The sequence below is a fragment of the Streptomyces sp. NBC_01384 genome (genome assembly GCF_045040035.1).
Classification (GTDB): Bacteria; Actinomycetota; Actinomycetes; order Streptomycetales; family Streptomycetaceae; genus Streptomyces.
On record NZ_CP109559.1, the window covers coordinates 8,937,402 to 8,959,660 of the forward strand.

Annotated in this window: 21 protein-coding genes; 4 read left to right on the forward strand and 17 right to left on the reverse strand. The window is 71.4% G+C overall.

From position 1 onward, the window contains the following. Positions 1-37 precede the first annotated feature (37 nt). Genes OG747_RS41080 through OG747_RS41090 form a run of 3 tightly spaced genes read left to right on the forward strand, consistent with a single transcriptional unit; the run spans position 38 to position 3,182 of the window. Positions 38-550 carry a ParH-like protein gene (locus OG747_RS41080; RefSeq protein WP_405884425.1) on the forward strand — a complete coding sequence of 171 codons (513 nt, stop codon included), beginning with the start codon at positions 38-40 and terminating at the stop codon, positions 548-550. After that, complete coding sequence (locus OG747_RS41085) at positions 547-1,755, forward strand: MAB_1171c family putative transporter (RefSeq protein WP_405884426.1); 1,209 nt, start codon at positions 547-549, stop codon at positions 1,753-1,755. The genes OG747_RS41080 and OG747_RS41085 overlap by 4 nt, the downstream gene beginning before the upstream one ends. Further along, positions 1,752-3,182, forward strand: coding sequence for an amidase family protein (locus tag OG747_RS41090; protein ID WP_405884427.1), 1,431 nt, complete (start codon positions 1,752-1,754; stop codon positions 3,180-3,182). The genes OG747_RS41085 and OG747_RS41090 overlap by 4 nt, the downstream gene beginning before the upstream one ends. 108 nt (positions 3,183-3,290) lie before the next feature. On the opposite strand, the gene OG747_RS41095 is transcribed toward OG747_RS41090, so the two are convergent. Next, positions 3,291-3,806 (reverse strand): AAA family ATPase, encoded by a 516-nt coding sequence (locus OG747_RS41095; protein ID WP_405884428.1) that lies wholly within the window; start codon positions 3,804-3,806, stop codon positions 3,291-3,293. Positions 3,807-3,913: 107 nt separating this feature from the next. Between OG747_RS41095 and OG747_RS41100 the strand changes: the two genes are divergently transcribed. Further along, positions 3,914-4,066, forward strand: coding sequence for a hypothetical protein (locus tag OG747_RS41100; RefSeq protein WP_405884429.1), 153 nt, complete (start codon positions 3,914-3,916; stop codon positions 4,064-4,066). Here the strand turns inward: OG747_RS41100 and OG747_RS41105 are convergent. The 16 genes from OG747_RS41105 to OG747_RS41180 all read right to left on the reverse strand — a co-directional run bounded on the left by OG747_RS41105 (position 4,063) and on the right by OG747_RS41180 (position 22,256). Then, entirely contained in the window at positions 4,063-4,923 is an 861-nt protein-coding gene (locus OG747_RS41105; protein WP_405884430.1) for a phytanoyl-CoA dioxygenase family protein, read from the reverse strand. The genes OG747_RS41100 and OG747_RS41105 overlap by 4 nt on opposite strands. Then, positions 4,920-7,037, reverse strand: coding sequence for a phosphoketolase (locus tag OG747_RS41110; RefSeq protein WP_405884431.1), 2,118 nt, complete (start codon positions 7,035-7,037; stop codon positions 4,920-4,922). The genes OG747_RS41105 and OG747_RS41110 overlap by 4 nt, the downstream gene beginning before the upstream one ends. Beyond that, positions 7,027-7,680, reverse strand: coding sequence for an L-threonylcarbamoyladenylate synthase (locus OG747_RS41115; protein WP_405884432.1), 654 nt, complete (start codon positions 7,678-7,680; stop codon positions 7,027-7,029). Before OG747_RS41115 ends, OG747_RS41110 begins: the two co-directional genes overlap by 11 nt. 14 nt (positions 7,681-7,694) lie before the next feature. Further along, positions 7,695-8,465: a phytanoyl-CoA dioxygenase family protein gene (locus OG747_RS41120; RefSeq protein ID WP_405884433.1), complete on the reverse strand. Its 771-nt coding sequence runs from the start codon at positions 8,463-8,465 to the stop codon at positions 7,695-7,697. A gap of 80 nt (positions 8,466-8,545) precedes the next feature. Then, a complete protein-coding gene (locus tag OG747_RS41125) occupies positions 8,546-9,325 on the reverse strand; it encodes a class I SAM-dependent methyltransferase (RefSeq protein WP_405884434.1) in 780 nt (259 codons plus the stop codon). Then, entirely contained in the window at positions 9,322-10,020 is a 699-nt protein-coding gene (locus OG747_RS41130; protein WP_405884436.1) for an HAD family hydrolase, read from the reverse strand. The genes OG747_RS41125 and OG747_RS41130 overlap by 4 nt, the downstream gene beginning before the upstream one ends. Beyond that, complete coding sequence (locus tag OG747_RS41135) at positions 10,017-10,466, reverse strand: hypothetical protein (protein ID WP_405884437.1); 450 nt, start codon at positions 10,464-10,466, stop codon at positions 10,017-10,019. Before OG747_RS41135 ends, OG747_RS41130 begins: the two co-directional genes overlap by 4 nt. After that, on the reverse strand, positions 10,466-11,515 hold the full coding sequence (locus OG747_RS41140) for an enolase C-terminal domain-like protein (protein ID WP_405884438.1): 1,050 nt from the start codon (positions 11,513-11,515) through the stop codon (positions 10,466-10,468). The genes OG747_RS41135 and OG747_RS41140 overlap by 1 nt, the downstream gene beginning before the upstream one ends. Next, complete coding sequence (locus OG747_RS41145; RefSeq protein ID WP_405884439.1) at positions 11,502-12,620, reverse strand: hypothetical protein; 1,119 nt, start codon at positions 12,618-12,620, stop codon at positions 11,502-11,504. The genes OG747_RS41140 and OG747_RS41145 overlap by 14 nt, the downstream gene beginning before the upstream one ends. A gap of 108 nt (positions 12,621-12,728) precedes the next feature. Continuing rightward, positions 12,729-13,901 carry a bifunctional class I SAM-dependent methyltransferase/NUDIX hydrolase gene (locus tag OG747_RS41150; protein ID WP_405884440.1) on the reverse strand — a complete coding sequence of 391 codons (1,173 nt, stop codon included), beginning with the start codon at positions 13,899-13,901 and terminating at the stop codon, positions 12,729-12,731. A gap of 29 nt (positions 13,902-13,930) precedes the next feature. Then, positions 13,931-14,833 (reverse strand): NUDIX domain-containing protein, encoded by a 903-nt coding sequence (locus tag OG747_RS41155; RefSeq protein WP_405884441.1) that lies wholly within the window; start codon positions 14,831-14,833, stop codon positions 13,931-13,933. A gap of 130 nt (positions 14,834-14,963) precedes the next feature. Further along, positions 14,964-16,232 (reverse strand): M15 family metallopeptidase, encoded by a 1,269-nt coding sequence (locus OG747_RS41160; protein ID WP_405884442.1) that lies wholly within the window; start codon positions 16,230-16,232, stop codon positions 14,964-14,966. Continuing rightward, a complete protein-coding gene (locus tag OG747_RS41165; protein ID WP_405884443.1) occupies positions 16,229-17,713 on the reverse strand; it encodes an NUDIX domain-containing protein in 1,485 nt (494 codons plus the stop codon). The genes OG747_RS41160 and OG747_RS41165 overlap by 4 nt, the downstream gene beginning before the upstream one ends. 57 nt (positions 17,714-17,770) lie before the next feature. Next, complete coding sequence (locus OG747_RS41170) at positions 17,771-18,907, reverse strand: NUDIX hydrolase (RefSeq protein ID WP_405884444.1); 1,137 nt, start codon at positions 18,905-18,907, stop codon at positions 17,771-17,773. 61 nt (positions 18,908-18,968) lie between these two features. After that, positions 18,969-20,909: an ATP-binding cassette domain-containing protein gene (locus OG747_RS41175; protein WP_405884445.1), complete on the reverse strand. Its 1,941-nt coding sequence runs from the start codon at positions 20,907-20,909 to the stop codon at positions 18,969-18,971. A 234-nt stretch (positions 20,910-21,143) separates the two neighbouring features. After that, positions 21,144-22,256 (reverse strand): hypothetical protein, encoded by a 1,113-nt coding sequence (locus OG747_RS41180; protein WP_212726558.1) that lies wholly within the window; start codon positions 22,254-22,256, stop codon positions 21,144-21,146. Positions 22,257-22,259 lie beyond the last annotated feature (3 nt).

A 22,259-nucleotide genomic window follows, 5' to 3' on the forward strand; every position in this document is an offset into this window, starting at 1 on the left:
TTCCGGCTGCAGTTCAGGAAATGAGCAAGGAACGAGAATGTGGTCTGTACGTAGGCGACGCCAGGGGGATCTCCTGGCCGAGTTGGACCTCCCCCACGTCACAAGCGTCCGCGACCTACGGGACGAGATCTCCCGTCGCACCGGCCGCGAGGTAATTCTGGTGCCGCAGGAGCAGGCGCCGTCGGTCTGCGGGGCATGTGCCGTCACCGAGAGTGCCGTCTATGTGTTCTACGACCCGCGGACCAGCCCTCTGCATCAAGATCACATCATCGCTCACGAGTTCAGCCACCTGCTGCTCGGGCACCATGAGTCCCGCCCGCTGTCCGCCCTGGCGCCGGCTCTCATCACCACCCTGGACCCAGCGGTCGTGCAGATGATGTTGGGGCGGACCAAGTACGACGAGGCCGAGGAACGCGACACCGAACTCCTTGCTTCGCTCGTCCAGAGCCGGATCATCGACCGTTGGCTGCGCAGCGACGAGTCCTCCGGCGACGACGTCCAGGACCGGGTCACGCACACCCTGCTGCGCCGACGGGAGGCGCGACGGTGAAGGACCTGCTCCACCCGATCAGTCTCGTCGTCGCCGCACTGGGATTCCTGTGCCTCCTGCGGGATGTCCCCGCCCGGCGACGCGACCCCGCCTCCACGGCCCTGGCCGCCGTCTTTCTGCTGTCGGGCCTGTCGTTCCTGTTCTCCATCACCCCGATGTGGAAGTACCTCGACCGCGTCCTGGGCACCGTGAACCTCTCCGTGCCGCTGGCAATGGGATGTGTGGTCGCGCTGATCGCCTGCCAGCAGGTGGTTCTCACCTACTGGGGCTCGCCCCCCGAGGTCGCCCGCAGGAGGGCGCGGACGTGGCTCAGCGTCGGCCTCGGGGTGATCGCGGGGCTGCTGGTGCTGTTCGCCTTGCTGACACCCAGCGCCCCCAGACCGATCGACTTCACGCTGTACTACGCCCACGACAACCTGTACGCGGCGTACCTCACCCTGTACGTCACCGCCTACACCCTCGGAGAGCTGTTCCTCGTCCGGGCCTGCTGGCGACTCGCCCGACGCAGCAGCCGCGACTCCGTCCGCATCGGCCTGCGGGTCGTCGCCCTGGGCGCCACCATCACCCTCGGATACAGCGCCGTCCGGATCGGCGACGTCATCGCGGGCGCCTTCGACAGGTCCCTCGCCCAGTGGGAGAGCTTCGCCTGGACCTGCGGCGACGTCGGCGCCATGCTCACCCTCATCGGCTGGCTGGTGCCCACGGTCAGTGACCAGGCCCGCAACGTCCAGCACCGGATCAAGCAGCACCGCAGCTACCGTGGCCTGTGCCCCCTGTGGCTGGCCTTCTACAGCGAGGTGCCCGAGATCGCCCTGCCGATCGACCGTGCCGACCCAGCCCAGCGACGTCGCTTCCGCAGCATCGGGATCAAGCTCTACCGGCGCGTGGTTGAGATCCGTGACGGCCGCTTCGTGATCCGCCCGTACCTCGACACAACGGTCCGCGAGAGCAGCGAAGCCCACCACCGGGCGGAAGGGCTCCACGGCGAAGAGCTGAACGCCGCTGTCACCGCCGACCAGATCCTCGCCGGCATCGCCGCCCGCGCCGCAGGCGAACGTCCCGACCCCGACCAGCTCACCGACTTCGCCGACGCCGACCGCCAGACCAGTGGGCCCCTGGATGAGATCGCCGCCCTCCTCGCCGTCGCCCGACACCTTCCCCACGAACCCGCCCGCACCCCCCACACCGAGCGAGCCTGCGCATGACGACCGACCTGACCCGCCAGCCCGCGCACGTCCAGCTCCGCGCCCTGGACCGCCGCGAGATCTCCAGCCGCGAACTGCTCGATCTCCACTTCGACCGGATCGACGGCAGCACCGTCAACGCCGTCATCACCCGCGACGACGACGCGGCCCGGCAAGCCGCCCACGCGGCTGACGAACGCCGAGCCCGCGGCGAGAACACCGGAATCCTCGACGGCCTCCCGCTCACCATCAAGGACAGCTTCGAAACGGCCGGCCTGCGCACCACCAGCGGAGCCGACGACCTCAAGGACCACATCCCCAAGCGGGACGCCGACGCGGTCGCACGGCTCCGCCACCAAGGCGCGGTAATCATGGGCAAGACCAACACCCCCGCCTACTGCCAGGACCTCCACACCGACAACGCCCTCTTCGGCCCCACACTCAACCCGCACGACCCAGCCCGCACAGTCGGCGGCTCCTCCGGCGGACCCGCCGCAGCGGTCGCCGCCCACCTCACACCCGCCGACCTCGGCAGCGACCTCGCCGGCTCACTCCGCCTGCCGGCCCACTACTGCGGGGTGTACGGCCTTCGGCCCACACACGGGCTCGTCCCGGCCCGCGGCCATATCCCCAGGCTGCCAGGCTGGCTCACCAGCAGCGACATGGTCACCCCCGGACCCCTGGCCCGCCACCCCCGAGACCTCGACCTGCTGCTCGCCGCGCTGACCACACCGTCGCCGGGCGAGAACACACCCTGGCGCGTGGAACTGCCGACACCGAGCAAGAACATCGACCAGCTGCGCGTCGCGATCTGGGCTGAGGACCCGAGCTGCCCCGTCGACCAGGCGACCGCACGGGCCCTGGACGCCGTCGAGCAGACGCTGTCGAGGACCGGGGCCCTGGTCCGCCGCTCCATAGGCCCTGTGCACTTCGGTGACTCCACGCGCCTGTTCGAGCAGCTGCTGCACGCCACCGCGACAGCCACCACCGGCGACGAAGCCGCAGCCGAGGAACTGGCCGCCGCGCGAGCACTACGGGACGACGACGCCAGCCCCCGCGCGGCATTCCTCCGCCACCGGACCCAGACCCATCGCACCTGGCTCCGTGCGGACGAAGACCGAGCCAGGCTCCGACAGACCTGGCAGCAGTTCTTCACGGAGCACGACGTCCTCCTCACGCCAGCCGCCCCCACCCCCGCGATCCCCGCCGGCAGCCGTTCGCTCGTGGTCGACGGCACGGAGCGCAGCTTCTTCGACCAGACCGGGTGGGCCAACCTCACCAGCCACGTTGGCCTGCCCAGCTTGGTCATACCGGTGACCACGACCGAGGAGGGGCTGCCGATCGGCGTCCAGATCATCGGACCGGCGTACGCAGACCGCGTCCTCCTCGCCTTGGCGGAGGAGCTGACGCCGCTGCTTCAGGCTGTTACCTCAGGCGCGTCGAGTTGAGGGCCGGGCTCCAGCAGAGCAGCGGCACCGAGAATCGGACCAGTTCCCCCACGCCAAGCCGAGCAGGGGGTTTCCTGTCTCCCAGTCGGCCGGCGTCGCGTGCGGGTCTCACTGCGTCATCGAGTAGACCGCGTCAATGTCGCCGTGGTACTCCGTGGCGTCCTCGTCGTCGGCCGGGGGCTCGAAGCGGGCGAAGAAGTCGTCCAGGGCTTCGGGGGTGACGGCGAGCGCGTTGGCGTCCTGGCGCTGGTTGCGTGCGGCGAGGCGCCGCAGAAGTTCCTCCTTGGACGCCGGCAGGTAGACGATCAGCGGGCGTCCGCCGGCGGCGCGGACTGTCTTCTTCCACTCGTCGCGTTCGGAGCGACGCCACAGGCCGTGATCGAGGACGACGGAGTGGCCGACGAGCAGGTGCTCCGTGAGCTGCGCGCGTACGGTTTCGATCGCGGGGGCCTCGCGCTCGAAGTACCCGTGTTCGGGGTAATCGACGCCGTACCGCCCGTAGAGACGGTGGACCTCCTCGTCCACGCTGAGTCGGACGAGGCCGTGGTCCGCGAGGGCCTGGGCGAGGTGGGTTTTGCCGGAGCCGGTGATCCCGATGAGCAGGATGGCGGTCGGCTCGCTCACGATGTTGTGCTCCCTCGTGGTGCTCGTACCGGTGGGGTCATTGTGGCGTACCCGTGGTTGTGGTTCTAGCGGGGGTTTGAACGGCGGGGGGCGCCGTGAAGGAGTCGGTGGGTGAGGTGGACGCCGAGAGGATGCGTGGCGTCGAGGCCGGTGTTCGGTGGCCACGGGGCGGTGGTGCCGTCGGCGGCGATCCGGTGGAGCGTGCGCCCGCCGAGGGCGGATTCTCCGGCTCTTTCGGCGACGGCGATCATCTCGGCTAGCGCTTCTTGGCCGACAGGGGGGTCCACGGGCCGGTCTCCCACCACGAGCGGATGGGGGCGGCTCCGCTGCCCTTGGCGAGGGATCCGTCCGGGTGGCGGTCGGGCAGGCCGAGGAGCTGCTGCTCGATGGGGGTGAGAGCGGAGTCTTTCCGGAGGTTGGTGGCAGGGTCGTCGACGGGGTGGAGCCAGCGGTATCCGTACTGGAGCATCAGGGCGATGCGGAGTCGGCCGGAGAGGTTGATGCCTCCGGTGTGCCAGGTGCGGTTCTCGAAGAGGACTGCGTCGGTTCCGGTGATGTTGGGGGTGATGGCGCCGGGGGGGTCGATGGCGCCGACGGGGACGACTGGTTCTTCGGTGAGGCGGTGGCTGCCGGGGAGGAACATGGTCAGCCCGCAGTCGGGGGTGACGGGGGTGAGGTAGTGGGCAGCCTTGATGGCCATGCGGGGGGTGTGGGGGAAGCCGAGGTCGGCGGTGACGCCGTACATGTCGCGGTGCCAGCCGTGGCGTCCGGGGATGCGGATGGTGCGGGGCGGGCCGCTGGGCAGGGCGATGAGGTGGGCGGACAGCAGGTGGATGTTCGGGCTGAGGAGCTGGACGACGGTGGGCAGGACGGACGGGTTGGCGAGGAGCGGGAGAAACGCGGGGTCGAGGTTGAGGCATCCGCGGAAGCCGTCCTTGCCGTCGCCTCCTCGGTCGCGGCCCTGGGTGATGTCGCTGGCCAGTAGCTTCTCGGCGGCGGTCAGGAGCTGGTCGCGCAGGGCGGGGGTGATCGCGTCGCGGATGACCGCGTACCCGTCGCGTTCGAAGTTGTCGATGGTGACGGCGGCGGGGGCGACGGGTGGGAGCGGGGTGCTCATGCCGGTATCTCCTTCGGGGTGTCGGTGAGGGTGGTGGCGAGCTGCCACAGGCTGGCGTCGTCGAGGCCGCAGAGCTGTCGGAGGCGGGCTTGGGAGACGGGGCGGCCGGGGTCGCGGTAGCCGAGTACGGTGAGCCGGGGCCCGGGGTGACGGCGGCCGAGGAGGGCGTGGATGTCGGCCGGGTGCCCGCTGGTGGCCAGGACGATCGGCGCCCGGGTGCCGAAGCGGCGGTCGAACGCGTCCGGGGCGAGGGCGAGGGGGCGGGTGCCGTCCTCGGCGAGGGCCGTGAGGTCGTGGACGTGGACGTACCGCAGGCGCAGGCCGGGGCGTTCGGCGCGGAGCCGCTGGGCGAGGGTGGTCAGGGCCTCGGCGGGCAGGTCGCCGACGGAGACGAGAATCAGGTCGGGTTCCCCGGGGCTGGGGTGGGTCAGGTGGGGCCAGATCGCGATGCCGTGCCGCAGTTCCTCGTCGAGGGTGTCCAGCGGGTGGTGGACGCTCATGTGCTTGCCGGCGACGACGAGCGTGCACCGGCCGAGTTTGCGTAGGGCGAAGGTGAGGGCGGCGGCGGTGCGCGCGGGGTCGGCGGGGGTGAGGACGTGAAGCGTGGGGTCGCCGCCGGCCAGGAGCGCCGAGGTGAGGCTGGGGTTTTGGTGGGTGAGGGTGTTGTGCCAGCTCAGGCTGGTCAGGAGGTAGACCAGGCTGGGCAGCGGGGCGAGCCCGGCGTGCCGACGCACGGACCGGTGCTTGAGCTGCTGCTGGACGAGGCTGAGGGTGATCGGCGCGAACGCCTCGTAGGTGGCGACGAGTGCGTGCCGGCCGGTCTCCGTGTAGCCCTGGGCCCAGGCGTGGCACAACTCCTCGCTGAGCACTTCCACCGTCCACGGCACCGGGCGTCCGTCCTCGTCGGTGAGGTCGAGGCGGTTGGAGGCCAGCTCGTCGGGGCTGAACACGCGGAACGGTCCCTGCTCGGCGCGGGCCTGCAGGACCTCGGGAACCACCTGCGAGAACGGGCGCCCGGCGGCGCGGCTGGCGACCTGGGCGGAGGCGGCGACGCAGCCGCGCGGTGCCGGGAGGCCGTCGGGCTCGGGGCGGGGCAGCGGGAGCGCGGGCAGCAGGTGCGGCCGGGGCCGGCCGCTGGAGGTGAGGAGCTGGGTGGGCTGGTAGGAGGCCAGCCAGTCGGCGAGCGCGTCGAACTCGGCGGGCACACCGGCCGGGTCGCGCAGCGGCGTCTTGTGGACCGCCGGGGTGCCGGCGAGGTGGGCGGGGGCGCCGTGGCCCTTGTCGAGGGTGAGGACCAGGACGCTCGACGGTCCCGGAATGCCCAGGGGCTGGGCGGCGCCGAGCGCTTCGGCCACCGCCTGGCGGAGCTGGCCGGTGTCGAGACCGTCGCTGTAGACGGGCCGGTGCCCAAGGCTGGCGAAATAGGCGGTGAGTTCGGCGCGGCTCAGGGTGGACAGCAGGCTCTTGCCGCCCATGCGCATTCCGTTGAGCAGGACGACGGGGAGAACGGTGCCGTGGTCGCCCGTGCTGTGCAGGGCGCGGGTGGCGAGCCAGGAGGCGGCGGTCGTCCCGGTCTCGCACTCGCCGTCGCCGATCAGGACCACGGACAGCCGGTGGGGCGCGTCGAGGACGGTGCCCTGCCCGATCGCGAGGGCGGGGCCGAGCTGGCCTCCGGTGTGCAGGTGGCCGGGGATCATCGGGGTGATCTCCCCGCCGATGTCGGCCCGAGGGAAGCCCGCGACGAGTTCGCGCAGTCCGGCCGCGTCCTGGCGCAAGTGGGGGTGGGCGTGACCGAGTCGGCCGATGAGGTAGGCATGGGCGAGGGCGGAGGGGCCGGCGTGCCCGGCGCCGTGCAGGACGTGCAGCTCGTAGCCGTCGGGGACGGCCGCCTGGAGCGGGCCCAGGGCAGCGAGCATCCGGTTGACGGGCGGGCAAACTCCCCAGTGGCCGGCCGGTCGCGTCTTGACGTCGGCCGGGGACAGGGGCCGGGCCAGGAGGGGGTTGTCGCGCAGGTAGAGCTGGGCGAGACAGAGGTAGTCGAGCGCGTCGGCGACGGCGGCCACCGACGCGTCGGGCACCAGGCGGTTCGTGCGGCGGGCGAGGTCAGCCCACATGCGGTCCTCCTGCCGGGGTGAGAGCGGCTTCGACGGCGCGGGCGTGGACGGTGCCCTCCCGCTCCAGGCGGGCGGCGGCGCCCGCGGGGCAGTCGACGATGGTCATGTGTCGGCCGTACGGGCAGATACCGCCGTCGACGACCGCGCCGATCCCGGCCCCCGTGGTCCGCTCGAAGGCGGCGACCTGGCCGGCAGTGAGCGCCGGGTGGTCCTTCTCGCCGGCGGCGGGGGTGGAGATGCTGCACACGGCGGCGGCCAGCGGTTCGCCGGCCAGGGCGACCAGTTGGCCCAGGATTCCGTCGGGGCATCCGACGAGCGCAGGGGAGCCGACCGCCTCGACGGGCTCCACGGCGGGCTTCCACGGAAGACGCAGTGCGAGGTCCCCCGGCCATAGGCCGCCGGTCAGCAGGCGAGCGTCGCTGCTCAGGTTGAACAGGGTCTCGGCCGTGGCTGGGGAGTCGAGCAGGAGCAGCAGCGGCTTGGCGGTGGGGCGCTGCTTGGCGCGGAAGACCGCGTTCGTGGCGGCGGGGTCGTCGGCGCGGGCACACAGCATGTACCAGCGGGGGGTGGGTACGGAGACCATCTGCCCGGCGGCCAGGAGTCGGGCCGCGTCGGGAAGCCGGGCGGGGGTGAGGACGTCCACGGTGCTCCCCTTTCTCACGCGGTTCCGGGGCGGGCGAGGGCGCCGAGCGCCGGGTACTCCAACCACGGGTCCGACAGGGCGCGCAGGGCGAGGTCGGGGTGCTGGGCGTGCTGGACCCGGAAGTACGCCATCACCCTTGGGGTGCTGCTGGTGTTGAGGCCGACCCGGTGCGGGACGAGGTGGTGCATCACGACCACGTCGCCGGGCTCGGCGGTGAGGGGGGTGCCGTCCTGGGCGTCGATGTCGTCGGGGGTCTGGGCCGGCTGCCCCAGGACCCAGTCCGTGGCGAAGTAGGCGGCCATCCGGTGGTGCCCGCCGGGCACGTAGTGCAGAGCGCCGGCGTCCGCGGTGGCGCTGCCGTCCAGGACGACGCCGACGATGAAGGTGAACGTGCGCAAGTCACGCGGTTCCAGGTGGGGGCAGGAGACGCCATCGACATGCATCCGCTTCACCGGCTGCTGCGCGCCGTGCGGAAGCCGGATCTGGATCTGCGCCCGGGTGACCGGGGCGGACCTCGCGGGCCGCAGCAGGTCTCCGGCCAACTCCGCCAGGCCGCTTCGCTGGTAGAGGGCCAGGAGGCCGGGGTGCTCCTCCAGCTCGGGGGCGAAGCTGCGTTCGGTGTAGGGGGTGAGCCGCGCGGGGTCGTACGCCTCGGCCAGCCAGCCGCCGACGAGGTCACGGGCCCGGGACAGGACGGCGCCGTGGACCAGGCCGCGGCGTATGAGGACGCCGTCAGCGACGAACCGGCGCCGCTCGCCGTCGCTCCACGTCACAGGACTGGGCATGGTGGATCTCCTTCCAAAAGGACGGGATAAGGGGCCGGGGCGGGAGGGGGGGCGCCCCGGCGCGAATGGAGAGGAGCGGGTCAGCCGCGCCGGCCGAGGACGACCTGGAAGGAGGCGTGCTCGATCAGGCCGCCGCCGGCGACGTGCTCGTCGAGCAGAGCCCGGGCGCGGCGCTCGAAGTCGTCGACCCGCTCGCCGAACAGCGGCCGGGCGGCGAAGGAGGTCGAGTACAGGTAGCCGATCACCGTCTCGGTGCTCCACTCCCGCTCGACGGCGACGGTGTGCTCCTCGACCTGGCCGAACGCGGACTCGGCGAGGATCTCGCGGTACGGCCGGTTGTGCGCCGCGTACTTCTTGCCCACCCCGGCCCGCCGCTCCTCTCCCAGGTACTCCTGGATCAGGGCGCGCAGGGCGTCGGTCCACGCGATGCGCGCGGTCCACAGGCTTCCGTCGCCCATGACCGCGACGGTCGCGTCCGGCGTGGTCATGCCCTCCAGACGCGACAGCACCACGTCCTGCTTCATCCAGTGAAAGGCGCGGCAGACCGTGACGACGTCGGCCCGGTACGAGCCGGGCGGGGTGAACTCCTCGGCGTGAGCGTTGTGCAGGCGGACGGTGACCGGCAGCCCGGCGAGCGCCTTGTCGGCCTCGGCGAGCATGCCCGCGTCCTGCTCGACGACGTCGATCTCCGTCATCGCCCCGGCCAGGGCCAGTGGGACCTGCCCGGTGCCGGACCCGAGGTCGAGCAGGGCCCGGTGCTCCTTGCCGGCCACCCGCTGAGCGAGCAACTCGACGGCTTCCCTCGGGATGCCGGGCCGGTAGGCGGCGTAGTACGGGGCAGTGGTGTCGAACTGGCTCACGGGGTAGAACTCCTGATCATCTGGGTTGACGGAAGGACGGTCTGCTCGATGTGCTCGACCGCACGGGTGAGGTCCGGTACGGCCGTGAGCCGGCCGGGGTACTCGGCCAGCAGCCGGAGCGCCTCGGACGACGGCGGGCGCGAGGTGATCCACAGTGCGTGGGCTCCGGCGGCGAGGGCCCCGCGTACGTCGTAGTCGAGGCTGTCCCCGACGTGCAGCACCTCTGCGGGGGCGCGGCCGTGCAGCCGGGCGACAGTCTCCACGGCGCGCGCGTCGGGTTTGGCGAACCCGAGCTGCCACGACGGGTGATGAGCCTGGAGGTGGGGGGCGAGGAGGGCTGCGACGTCGGTCTCCTGCTCGTCCCAGTGACTCACGTTCGACAGGGTGACCACCGGCACGACCCGCGCGATCCGTGCCACCGCCTCCACCGCGCCAGGCCACAGGGCGAAGCCGGGCGGACGGTGGTCGTGGGGGAAGGCGGACAGCGCGATCCCCAGAGCGGCACACACCGTCTGCGGTGCTGTCGCGTCGGCGCGCGGGTCCAGGGCGTGCAGGATCTGCTGGGCGATCCGCTTCGCCTGCCGGGCCGGGAGCGGGGACAGCTCCACGAGGCGCTGCGTCAACGTCGTTCCGGACGGCTCGCCCAGGGTGTACCCGACATCGAGGCTCACCAGCCGCACCGGGGCCGCGTTCACGAACGACCCGCCAGAGCCGCGATGATCATGCCGATCCGCTCGGTGCGCACGGGCCCGCAGCCGGCTTCGCCGAGGAAGGTCAGCAGTTGCCTTGCTTCGGCTGGCGACCAGCCGCTGGTGTCGACCCCGGCCTCGGCAGCGGCCTGGGCGAGGTCGTCGGGGATCGTCGGCGGGCGGGCGCCGTGCGGAATCAGCAGCGTGCCGCTCCACCCCTCGCCAGCCTGCGCCTGGGGAAGGACGGATACGAGGGGCGCAAGGACGGTGACGTCGTCGAACGTAAGGATCCGGACCGGGAGTTCGGGCAGGTGCACCGGCCGGTCGAGGCGAAGGGTCGTGGACAGGAAGGTGTCGTAGCCGCTCAGCCGCTCGTCCACGACGAACAGCTCTGTCCCTTCGCGCCGCTCCAGGCGGCCGTGGACCGCCAACTCGTCTGTGTGCCTGGGCATTACCGGCGCACCTCCATCCCGAGACCGGGCCGGTCGGGGAGAGCGACGTGCCCGCCGTCCGGCTGGAGCGTGCCGCACAGTGCCTGCTGGCGGCGTGGCTCCCACACCACCTGGTACTCCACCGCGCCCGCCGCGTCGGGGAAGGCTGCGGCCAGGTGCACGGCGGGCAGGAACGCCCGCCCGTGCAGGTGGACGGGGACCCCAACGTCGTGGGCGGCGCCCAGCCAGCCCCGAGCCTCGGTGATGCCGCCGCACCACACGGCGTCGAACGTGAACGCCTCCGGCCGGCAGTGCTCCAGCAGGGCCCTGGCATCATCCACATGGGACAGCCGCTCGCCGAACGCGATCCGCAGCCCCTTCGCCTGCTCGTGCAGATGCGTGTACGCGGTCCGGTCGGTCCGCGCGAGCGGGTCCTCCACCCAGCGCACCGTCTCCGGAGTGAGGAGCGGTGCAACCTCCATGGTCCGCAGGTGCCCCCATGCGCCCAGGGCGTCCACCGCCACACTGTCCCCCGCCCACTTCGCCGCCCGTTCGGCCAGCAGCATCATCTCGGCGGCTTCAGCGCCGCGCAGGGCCCACTTGGTGAAGGCGAACCCCTCACCGGCGGTGGCCTTGACGGATTCGGCGGCCGACTCGGCGGCCAGGTCCAGGGAAAGCCAGGAGGCGTAGACCGGCACCCGCGGCGCGGGCCGGTCGCTGAGCAGTGCCGCGACCGGGAGGTCGGCGAGGCGGCCGTGCAGGTCCCACACCGCGCAGTCCAACGCCCCGACAGCCCAGCGCCCGAGCCCCGCCGCGTGCGGACCGAGTTCGGCCAGGAGCCTGCGCAGCAGACCCGTGTGGTCGGCCACGGGGTGCCGCAGAGCGCTCTGCCCAAGCCGGGTGGCGACGAGCGCGGCGGGCAGCTCGTCGACCGGGGCGAATACCCCGTTCACCTCGCCGGCCTCGACCACTACCGCGAACCGACTGTCGCCAGCCTTCCACGGACCCGCCACGCTCTCGTCGAGGCGCTCGACCTGCACCCGGTCGATGACCGCGTCAGCGGGGTCCATCGACGAGGTCCTCTCCCGCGTAGGTGAAGTACCACAGCGGCCGGTAGCACTCCCAGCCCACCGGCCGCAGCCCGGTCGGCGCCATGGCCCGCTCGATCGCCGTACGCGCCCGCAGGTAGTACTCCAGGCTCTCCGCGCCCGGCGTCCGCATCCCCTGCATCGTCACCGTGTGTGCCTGGAAGACCTGGAAGTTCGGGAACGCGGTGACCTCGCCCGCCACCGCGTTCACCCCGCGCACGAGGTCCTCCATCGGGTCCAGCCCGACGATGTACGTGTACGAGGTGTCCAGCCCCGCCTCCCGCGCCCGCGTCAGCAGGTCCGGCATCTGCTCCGGCCGAAGGTCGGCCTTGGTCGCCTTCATCAGTGCCTCCCGCCGGGTGAAGTGCTCGGCCGTCAGCCTGAGCACGAACGGTGACACCTGCGACGCGATGGTCTCGAACGCCTCGTCGCTGCGCAGCACGGAGGTGAGGAAGCCGATCCGAGCCTTGACGCCGGCCCGCTCCAGAGCGGGCCGCAGGGCGGTCAGGTGAGCGACGGCCGCCTCCTCGCGCTCGAAACAGCCGGTGGAGACGGTGACTTCGGTCAGCTCGGCCAGGCTGCGGCGGGGGTGCTGCTCGCCAAGGGCGCGCAGTAAGGATTCGAGTCCCTGGTCTTCCCGCATCCTCGGATCGGCGGCGGCCTCCAGGGTGTTCGGGCACCAGCCGCACCCGACGCACCGGCTGCGGGCGTTGGGGTTGAGGGTCGCGGCGCGGCCGTCGTTACGGAAGTACCCCCCGACCGCCTCGTCGGCATCGATGCGCTCGACGTGCGCGACTACCTCGCCGTTCAGCGACAGCTCGTCGCCCCGGAGCTGGAATGGGCTGGCCGGCTGGTTCAGCGGGACGATGATCTGCCAGGGAACCTCGGGACGGCGTGCGAGGCGGAGGTTGACCCGGGCCCGGTGACGGTCCTGGTCGGAGGTGATTCCGTACAGGTTGACGGCGATCAGCACCACGTCCTCGACGGGTACTCCGTGGCGTAGGGCAGCCCGCTCCAGATCATGCAGGCGTTCGGTACCGACGGCGCCGTCCGAGGATATGGACCGGCGCGTGGAGAGATGCGACATGGAGGACTCCAACTTGAGTTTGAGCGGTGGGGTGTTGCAACCGGGGGCGCGGCACCTACGTCGTGTCGCGGGAGGGCATCGGTGTCGGCTGTTGTGCCAATGCGCCGCCTACTTGGCTGGGGCGAAGGCAGTGAAGTGCGCCGGCGGGTGGTCGATGGCCAGGTCGGGCCGCCAGGCGGTGAGGATCTGGGCGCTGCATACGAACAGGCCGTCGGGGAGCTGATCGAGCGGGTACCACGCCCAGTCGCCGACGCTCTCGTCCGGCTGCGTGGCGGGCTGCCCCTGCCAGGCGTGGACGAGCGCGCTGACGGTGACCCGCAGGACACCAGCGACGTGGTCGATGAGCGTGCCCAGGAGCCTCACGTCATCGGCGCGAGCGACCAGACCAGTCTCCTCGGCGAGTTCGCGGATCACCGCGTCCTCGAAGGATTCCCCGGCCTCCACGCTGCCGCCTGGTAGTTCGAGGGTGCCGCGGCGGTGCCGGCCCAACAGGATGCCCTGCTCGCTCAGCAGGATCGCTCCGACGCCGACGGCCGCGTGTGCGGCTGGTGCTCTAGTGCTGCGGGGGCGGCTGGAGACGCGCGCCGGCCGGTCGGGCAGTCGCCGGGCGCGGATGAGCTGCTGGATGACCGTGGCGCTCTTGTCGGGGTGCGGTAGCAGGTCGATGGCCTCGATGCGGAAGCCGTACTCGGTGAGCAGGTCTTCCCACAGCTGCGGTGCCAAGACCCACATCTGTGTCGGCAGGGGCGGGTCGTCGCGCAGCAGGATCATCTGCTCGCGCGGCGCCACCTCCGTGGACGGGCCGCGGCCGTGCAGGTCGGTGTGCAGGAGCGAGAGGATCAGAGGGGCGCCGCGACGCAGGCCGTCGCGCAGTGCCGGCAGCGAGCGGTGCGGGTCGATGAAGGCGAGAGTCCCGATCGCGTACGCGGCGTCGAACGGCTCGGCTCCGGTCAGGTACTCGGCCACGTCTGCTTGGACGAACTCCACGCCGTCAACGTCCGCGTGGGCGGAGACGGCGCGTTCGTGCTGGGTAGGGGACAGCTCGATGCCGGTGACGCGGGCTCCGTACATCTGGGCGAGGTGGACGGCGTGGTGGCCGGCTCCGGATCCGATGTCCAGAACCCGGCGGCCGGCCACGTCACCGAGGACTTCTGCTCCCGGTCCGATCCCTTCCCAGGGCGCCCAGCCGAGCCGGTCGGGGATGGGCGGGGTGTAGGCGCGGGCCAGTTGGCGCTGGCCGTAGATCTGCCAGGCCCTGGTGTTGGTGTCCTCGGCGGGCACGGTTGCCTCCTGGGTGGGGGTGCTGGGGATCAGGTGTGCGTGATCAGGTAGGCGAGGCCCTCGCCGCGCCGGGCTCGTTCGATGGCGTCGAGGCGGGCGAAGGCGCGCGGTGCCATCAGCTCCTGCCAGGTCGCGAGGTCGTGGACGGCCCACATGTCGTGCTCGGCGGGATCGAGGCGGATCCGGCCGAGCTGGCCGGCGGTCAGCCGGCCTCCGTCGAAGATGAGCCCCACCTTGTTCAGCGGCTGGCGCGGCCCGGCGTGCAGGAAGTGCGTCAGGAGCAGCTTCGGCGATTCCAGACCGAGTTCGAGGCTCGTTTCCTCGACTGTCTCTCGCCGTGCGGTCTGCAGCGGGTCCTCGCCTGCGGTGTCCAAGTTGCCGCCCGGGAACTGCCAGAGTCTCGAGCCGTAGACCGAGCGGAGCTGGACCGGCCGGTCGTTCGCGTCGCGAATGTAGAGGCAGCCGTACACCGTGTGGTGGGGGACGGTCTGCGCGTACTGCGTGGGCGTCATCGGCATGGGGCGGCCCGGCCGTGCAGGGCGGTGGTCGAACGCGAGGGCGAGAACGCCGAGGGCTTCCTTGGCCGGCGGGTAGATGCTGCGGAGGTTGGCGAGCAGTTCTCCGGGCGGCCCGTCAGGGTCGATGCGCGCGGCGTCCTCCGAGCTGAGCAGGTCCTCGAAGGAGGGGTACGGGGTGATCCGCTGCACGATGACGTCGAGTTCCTGGCCGGTGTCCCGGTCGTGGAAGACGACCGTGTCGCCGACGCCGATGTCGCGCTTGTTCGGCGTGGCCACCCTCACTTCGATCGTCTTGCGCCCTGCTTCCACTTGGCGGTAGTACCGCCCGAGCAGGTGCATGTGGTGCTCGGGCGGTACGTCTCCGTCCGCCGGGCTCGGGACGGCTGGGATCGCCTGCTGGGTGTCGTCAGGCATAAGTGCCTCCGTTCGATGTGCTCGGTCCGTCGCGGTCTTGGGATTGCGTCAGGCCAAGGAGCGATGGCCGCGCTCCCGTGTCTCCGGAATCGGAAGGGATGGCGAGGAAGTGGACGAGTCCGGCTGCCCTCTAAGGCAGTTCGATCGGTCCGTAGCGAGCGTGCGACTTCTGCCGCATCAGCGCGTCGTACCGGTCCGCCACTGAGAAGTGCCAGAACTCGGTTCCATAGTTCGTAAAGCCCGCGTTCTCCATGGCGTTGAGCAGCAGCGTGCGGTGGTGACGCGCCTGATCGCTGAGGTTCGGGGCGTGCGTGAAGCAGGCCCCGTCGCTCTCCTCGGGGGAGGCATTGACACGGGTACCGAGGTCGAGTTCGTGGCCGTCCTGGTCGACGAGGGTGACGTCCACGGCCGCGCCCGCGGAGTGGGGCGCGATCTCTGGCGGTGACACGTAGCGGCTGGCGGCGTGGTGCAGCTGCTCAGCTGTCCAGCCGGGCTGAGCGGCGGCCAGCTCGTCCCGGTACTCGGTGAAGTAACGATGCTGGAGGGAGAGCGGCCGGTAGCCCTCGATGAACAGCAGGTCGGTGCCAGCGGGCAGGAGCGAGCGGGCGTGCTTCAGCCGGGCCAGGACTCCCTCGCGGACGTGGGTGAACGCGCCCAGCGGATCCTGCTTGCGGGGATCGACGCGGAAGTTGTAATCGCGCACGTCGACGAGCGGCTCCCCGCACTCGCGCACCGGGATCGCGGCGACCTGCGGATCGGACATCAACACCAGAGGCTTCATCGAGTCTCCCTGTGACGGCTGGCACTGCGGTGGCGGGACGGGAGAGGCAGAGGCCAGGTCGGTTTCGCGCAGGATGCGCGCGACGGTGTCCTGTAGCGTGCTGGCGGCCGGGATCACGGTCTCCAGACCGCCGGGCAATAGATCCAGCTCGCGGTACCAGGAGGCGAGGTGGGTGTCGGTGACTTGCTCCAGGTACGCGGCATCCGCCTTCGACGCGTGTCGGACAAATGTCGTTTCCAGCGGCACGTTCAGGTAGTAGCAGCTGGAGACGCCGCGGTGGTCCCGTACCAGGGACGTGATCATGTGGCCGTAACGGTCGGCGTACAGGATCCCTTCGAGTACGACGTGAAAGCCGGCGTCCAGGGCGTCACGCGCGATCCTGCCCAGCAGAGCGATGTTGGCGCCGCGCGCGGTGTCGTGTTCCCTGAGCACGTTCCGGCGGATCACGTCCTGGCCCACGATCGCGATACCGCGGCCGTAGTGGTCTCGCAGGCTCTGGGCCACGCTTGACTTGCCTGACGCCGAGTTGCCGCGGATCACCACGAGGCGAGTGCCCGGACGTCCGGCCGCAGTTGCAACAGACACGTGACAGGGTGCGCCGCTCGGTGTGCCGGTCATGCGGGCCAGCCCGTCTCGCTGTACAGCTCCCCGTTCTGGATCTTTCCGATGGCCACCCGGGTGTAGGAGACGAGGTTGTCGGGGAGCGCGACCGGGTCCCAGAATCTCCACTGGGTGCACTTGTCCGGCTCACGCAACTCCGGCTCGCCGCTCCAGGTTCGGGTGCGGAAGAACAGGCCCATGCGGGGCCGGTCCCCGGCCTTATCGATGTGGTGGACGACGTGCACGAGTTCGACGTCCTGGCGCTCGATGTGCAGGCCGGCTTCCTCCCGGGCCTCCCTGATCAGGCAGGCGATGGCGTTCTCCTGCTCGCAGTGGCCGGCCAGGACGTGCCAGGTGGACGGCGCGAATGGGGAGTCGGGGTGGCGCAGCCCGAGCAGTACCGTTCCGTCGGGCCGTTCCAGGTAGAGGTGGACGCCGATGACGTTGAGGACCGTGCCGTGCGGGGAGGTAGACCGGCACTCCTCGCGGGATGAGAGCCCGCTCTGTGGCGCGGTGCCGGCGGGGCGGCTGGCGGCGTGGCGCCGTACGAGGTCGCTGGTGGTGTCTGCGATACGGAGGCGGTGGAGGTCGTCGGGGGTGAACCAGGCCAGCATCACCCCTTCCGGCAGGTGGAGTTCGCGGGGATCGCCGTTCCAGCGGCCCGCGTAGATGGCGATGGGCACGGTCGCGCCGGCGTCGTCGGTGGCGTACTCGGTGCCGAACGGGGTGAGATCAGCGATGCCGAGGCCGGCTTCCTCGGCCAGTTCGCGCCGCACGGTGTGTTCCAGGGTGGCGTCCTGGGGCTCTCGGCCGCCGCCCAGCAGGGACCACATGCCCGGCTCCCAGATCCGGCCGGGGAAGTAGTCGCGCAGGTGGAGCAGGTACTCGCCGCGGTCGTTGTAGATCAGGGCGGAGGCGTTGGCCGTATCCGGTTCGGTCTTCGGCGGGAGCTTGAGCAGCTTCTCGCGCAGGGACGGGGAGGTCACCCTGTCCACGGGCCGCCACTCGATGCCGCCGACCTCTTCTTCCTGCAGCACCACCGGCACATCTGTCGCAGTGTGCAGGCGGAAGAGGAACCGGAGGTCGAAGTGCTGGTGTCCGGGTTCGCCTTTGCCCGGGTGGGCGTCGATGTCGTGGATGTCGATGTCGAACGGCACGGCCTCGTAGCCGGGCCACGGCGTGACGGCCTGGGGCGGGATCCCGGTCTCCTCGTGCAGCTCCCGCAGCGCCGCTGCTGCCAGGGACTCGTCGGCGGGCTCGGTGTGTCCGCCGGGGGCGAGGACCTTCCCGCTCGCCAGGTGCAGCACGTGCAGGACGCGACCGAGCGGGTCGACGACGATTGCGCCGCAGGTGACGTGTCCGGTGAAGGTGGAGCGGCTGGCGATGTCGGTGGGACGGTCGAGGGCGTCCAGGAGGCCGCCGAGCTGCTCGCGCTCGTGAGGGTGGCGAGCGAGGTAGGTCTCGACGGTGGTGCGGATGTGGTCGTGCGACAACGGCATGGGGCTACCTCAGAGGGACGTGGAGCGGGACGAGTCGAGGCGGGGCGGTCGTTCGGGTCAGCTCAGCCGCATCCCCTCCGCCGGGATCTCCTCGATGGAGGCGGCGCGGGCCGTGGGCAGGCCCCACCGATCCCGTGCTGTTTCCCCTGCGAGCTGGGCTTGCCGCGCGCCGGGCGGGCCCCAGCCCAGCAGGGCGGCTGCCTGGGTGGGGGTGGTGAGCAGGCGGGCGAAGGGGTGGCCGGTGGCGGGGTCGACGGCCGCCGGCCCGATAGCGGTGACCCGGGCGGCCAGGCGCAGCCGGGCGTTGGGCCCCACGCCGCCGTAGACCTCGCCAGTCTCGTCCAGCACCCAGCCCAGTCGCACCGGATCGGCCAGGGTGAGCTGGGCTTCCTCGGCGGCTTCGCGGTGCAGGGTGTCCTCGGGCGTCGCGTCGGTGCTCTCCACGGTGCCGCCGGGCAGCATCGGCAGCGCGCCCCGCGGGCCGGGGTCGGCCACGAGGACGACCCGGCCGTCGGGGACGAAGCACCACGTCCAGGCTTGCTGCACGGGCAGCTGCCCGGGGACGGGGCCGCGGTGGAGAGGGCTGTCCCACAAGGGCCGGTAGCGGACGTGCACGTCGTGGCGGTCCAGCGCCGGGACGTCGAGGATGTGCCGGCCGTCGGCGAGGTGAGCGGTGGCGGTGTTCCCGAGCCGGGCACGGTAGGCGGCGAGCATGATCTGCCCGTCCACGGGGCGCAGCCGCTGCACCGCGTCCCGGCTCTCCAGGAAGGCGTACTCGGACAGCTCCTCGTGCGGCAGGCGGATCGCCTCCACCTGGTCGGGGGTGAGGGTTCCCCCGTCGAAGACGAACCGGACCTCTCCGGGGCAGGGCGTGCCGGGTTGGAGGTCGGGGTGGTGCGGGGAGAAGGAGTGGACGGCGAGCACGGCCGACAGGGGCAGATCCAGGCCCAGTTCCTCGGTGATCTCGCGCCGGCAGGTGATGTGCGGGTGTTCGCCGGGTTCGACGACGCCTCCGGGCAGCAGCCACGAGTCGTCCTTGCGGTAGGTGGGGTGCACCAGCAGGACCCGGCCGACCTCGTCGGTGATGATCGCGGCGGCGCCGAGCCACGCCGCATGCCGGGATGCGGCGTACTGCGCTGCGGGCAGAGCCGTACGCGGTGTGACGTGATCCGAAGGGGAGACGGGAGAGGTCACGTGGCTCTGCCTTTCGCGACGGTGGACGGGCGAGTGCGCAGCGCGGACCGGCGAGCGGTGATCAGGAGGCAACACCGCTCATCCGGCGCTGCAGCTCCCACAGGGTCCGGAACAGACCGGGCTCCTGGGTAAGTTGGGCGTAGGTGCCCTCCTGGACGATCCGCCCTTCATCCAGGACCACGATCCGGTCGGCGACAGCCACATTGGTGAGCCGGTGCGTGATCAGCAGGATGGCGCGGTCCTTGGCCAGTTCGCGCAGGCCGGCGAAGATCCGGTGCTCTGCCCGGGCGTCGAGGGCGGCCGTGGGTTCATCCATCACCAGCAGCGCCGCCTGCCGGTGGAACGCACGAGTGAGGACCAGGCGCTGCCACTGCCCGCCGGAGAGCTGCTGTCCGCCGAACCACTCACTGGTCAGGAGGGTATTCAGGCCGGAGCGGAGGCCCGGCAGCATCTCCGCGGCGCCGGACGCCTCGCATGCGGCGAGCAGAGCCGCGTCACTGGTGTCGCCCTGCCCGAACGTGATGTTGTCACGCATCGTCAGCGGCAGGTACGTGAACTTCTGCGGCACCAGCGCGACGTGCTCCCACGACCCCCACGGGTCCAGGTCCGCGGTGGAGGCGTGGTCCCAGGCCACGTCGCCCTCGGTGGGCAGCAGCAGCCCGCACAGCAGGCGCGAGAGGGTTGTCTTGCCGGAGCCGTTCTCCCCGACCAGCGCCACGATCTCCCCGCGCCGCACGTGCAGGGAGACGTTGCTCAGGCTGTCCTTCGGGGCGCCGTCGTAGCGGTAGGTGACGTCGCGGACCTCGAAACGCTCCGGGGGCACGGCCACGGGCGCGGTGCCGCGGGAGTCAGTCATGGCCTGGCCGTGGGCGTTGTCGAGGAAATTCTGCCAGTCCTGCACGTACCAGCCGGTGCGCACCAGGCGGGCCCCGCCGTTGATGATGCCGCGCACCGAGCCGGTGGCGGTCTGGAGAGCGAAGACGGCGCCGCCGCCGGCCGCCAGGCTCATCCGCCCGGAGGCCAGGAGCCACAGCAGCGCCGCCCACACCGCGGTCGAGGCGATCCCGCCGGCCACGGCTCCGGCCAGTCCCATCCAGGCACCGGTGTTCACGGCTTTTCGTTCGGCCGCGTTGACCGAGGCGGCCAGCCGCCGGTACCGGCCGATCAGGAAGGGGCCGGCCAGGCAGGCGCGCATCTCCTCACTGGACTCCTGATAGGCCATGTGCCAGCGCAGCTTGCCCAGCATCCGGCGCCGCCCGGAGGTCTCCAGCCCGGCGAGGTAGAGCACGCGGGCGGAGCGGACGTAGGCCGCAGCCTGCGGCAGGCAGGCGAGGAAGAGCAGGGGAAGGAGCAGGGGGTGTAGAACGGTCAGGACGGTGGCGCCGGCCGCGAGCGTGGCGGTGGCCGCGAGGACGTCCTGCGCTTCTTCGACGAGGTCGGGGGTGACCTGGGCGCCGCGGTCGGCGATGTCGTAGGCGTCGTTGTAGCCGGGCTTGTTGTTGGCCGCCAATTCCGCGCCGAGCGCGGCCTCGATCATCGTCAGCTCCGCTGCCCGGCCGAGCACCGGTCGCAGACGGCCGGTCAGCCAGACGACGATGATGCCCAGCAGGGCGCGCAGGCCAGCGGCGGCGGCGATCACGGCCAGCTGTGGGGCGGCATCCCACAGCCGCTCGGTGATGTCGCCCGAGGCGATCAGCGCGGTGATCGTGCCCGTGACGGCTAGGAGGCCGAGGGCCGCGAGGACGCCGGTCCCGATCTGGCACACCAGCAGGCCGATGGTCGCGCCGCGGTCCACGCGCCAGGCCATCTGCACCGAGCGCCGCACGAGTGAGGGAAGGCGCCGCGCCATGGTGCGGGAGGTCAGCAGGGAGCCGGCCTGGAGCCGTGACTCGTCGCGGTAGAGGTATTCCTCTTCTCGAACACCGGCCTCCTGCGGTTCGTTGTCCGGCGCGGTCCCCTTGGGCGGTTGTGGCGGCTGGTCCTGTGTAATGGCCGAGGTCATCGTTCCCCCTAGGACGGTCGCTGCGGCAGAGTCGTGAGGTCTAACGACACGGCTGCGATATCGAACACACGTCATTCGGTCGTGCTGGGGAGCCCGCTATTTCCTGCGTCAGGGAAGCCCGCGGGCGCGGGATCCCTGGTCTGGCTTGGAGCGGCTGCGGGCAGGAAATGGCCGAAACGCCGACACCGTCAAACAGCGTGGGGATGTACGGCGGGGCATTCGGGTCGTCCCCTCCTAGCCGGGGTCTGGTTCGGCCTGCAGCAGCTTCACCAGCTCTGTCTCGGCGTGGCCGACCGCGCCCGTCAGAGCCTCCTGGTGGTGGGCGGACAGGACGCCGGATCCCAGTCCGGCCGTGGCGATCACTGCGTTGAGCGCGTCCGTCGCCCCGTCGCCTAGGGCGGACGCGGCGACGGGGTGGTGCAGTGCGTCTCGTGCGGCGTAGGCGTCGAGTCGGGCGACGCTGACGAGGGAGTTGAGTACGCGGGCGGCGTGGCGTCCGGTGCGGTCCAGCTCCAGGGCTGACAGGCCCGTCCGAGTCTGGAAGGCGGCGGTCGGCGGATCCGGATGGGCAAGGAGCTGGACGGCTTCATCCAGGGTGCGGTCGAGGTCGGGTTCAGGGACGGGAGTGCCTGCGGGCCGGCAGTGGGCGTGCAGGAGCAGGGCGATGGCTCTCTCCCAAGGCTCGGCGGGCTGGGTGGTGTCGATCAGGTCGCGGGCCTGCTGATCCAGGCCCTGCTCCATCAGGGCCATGATCTTGATCTGGCGGCCGTCGAGGAGCCGGTTGCCGATGCCGCGGTGCTGGGCCATGGCGTCGGCGGCCTCGGTCCACCGCCCGATCTGGGCGAGGGCGCGGGCGCCGTCCACGAGCAGGGTGACGTACAGCTCCTGGCACACCGTGCGGTGGTCCTCGTCCGTGCCGGTCAGAGCAGACAGGTCGACGGTGCGGCCGTCGATGTCAGTCTTGTTCCGGTGTCGGGCAGCGTCGTTGAGGCAGTACAACAAGTCGTACGCGAGTTCGCCGTGGCCAGCGCGAGTCTGCAACCGGGAGAGGTTGACGAGCGGCATCAGCGACATGACGGCGACCCGTCCGCTGAGGCGTCCGGCGTTGGCGAAGACCTGGTGCTGCCGCCAGCACAGATCCTCGGCCAGGTCGGGCAGGCCGACGTCGGAGGCGATGAGCGCGGCGTAGTTGAGGACCCCACAGGTGCGGGCCACCAGGTCGTGGTGGCCCGCACCTGCGGGCGCGACGGTCAGCCCGGTGAGATGGTTGATGCGCTCCTCCAAGGGGAGCGCGGGCGCCTTGGTGCGGCGGACCAGGGGGATGCGGCTGGCTATCGCGGGGATCATCGG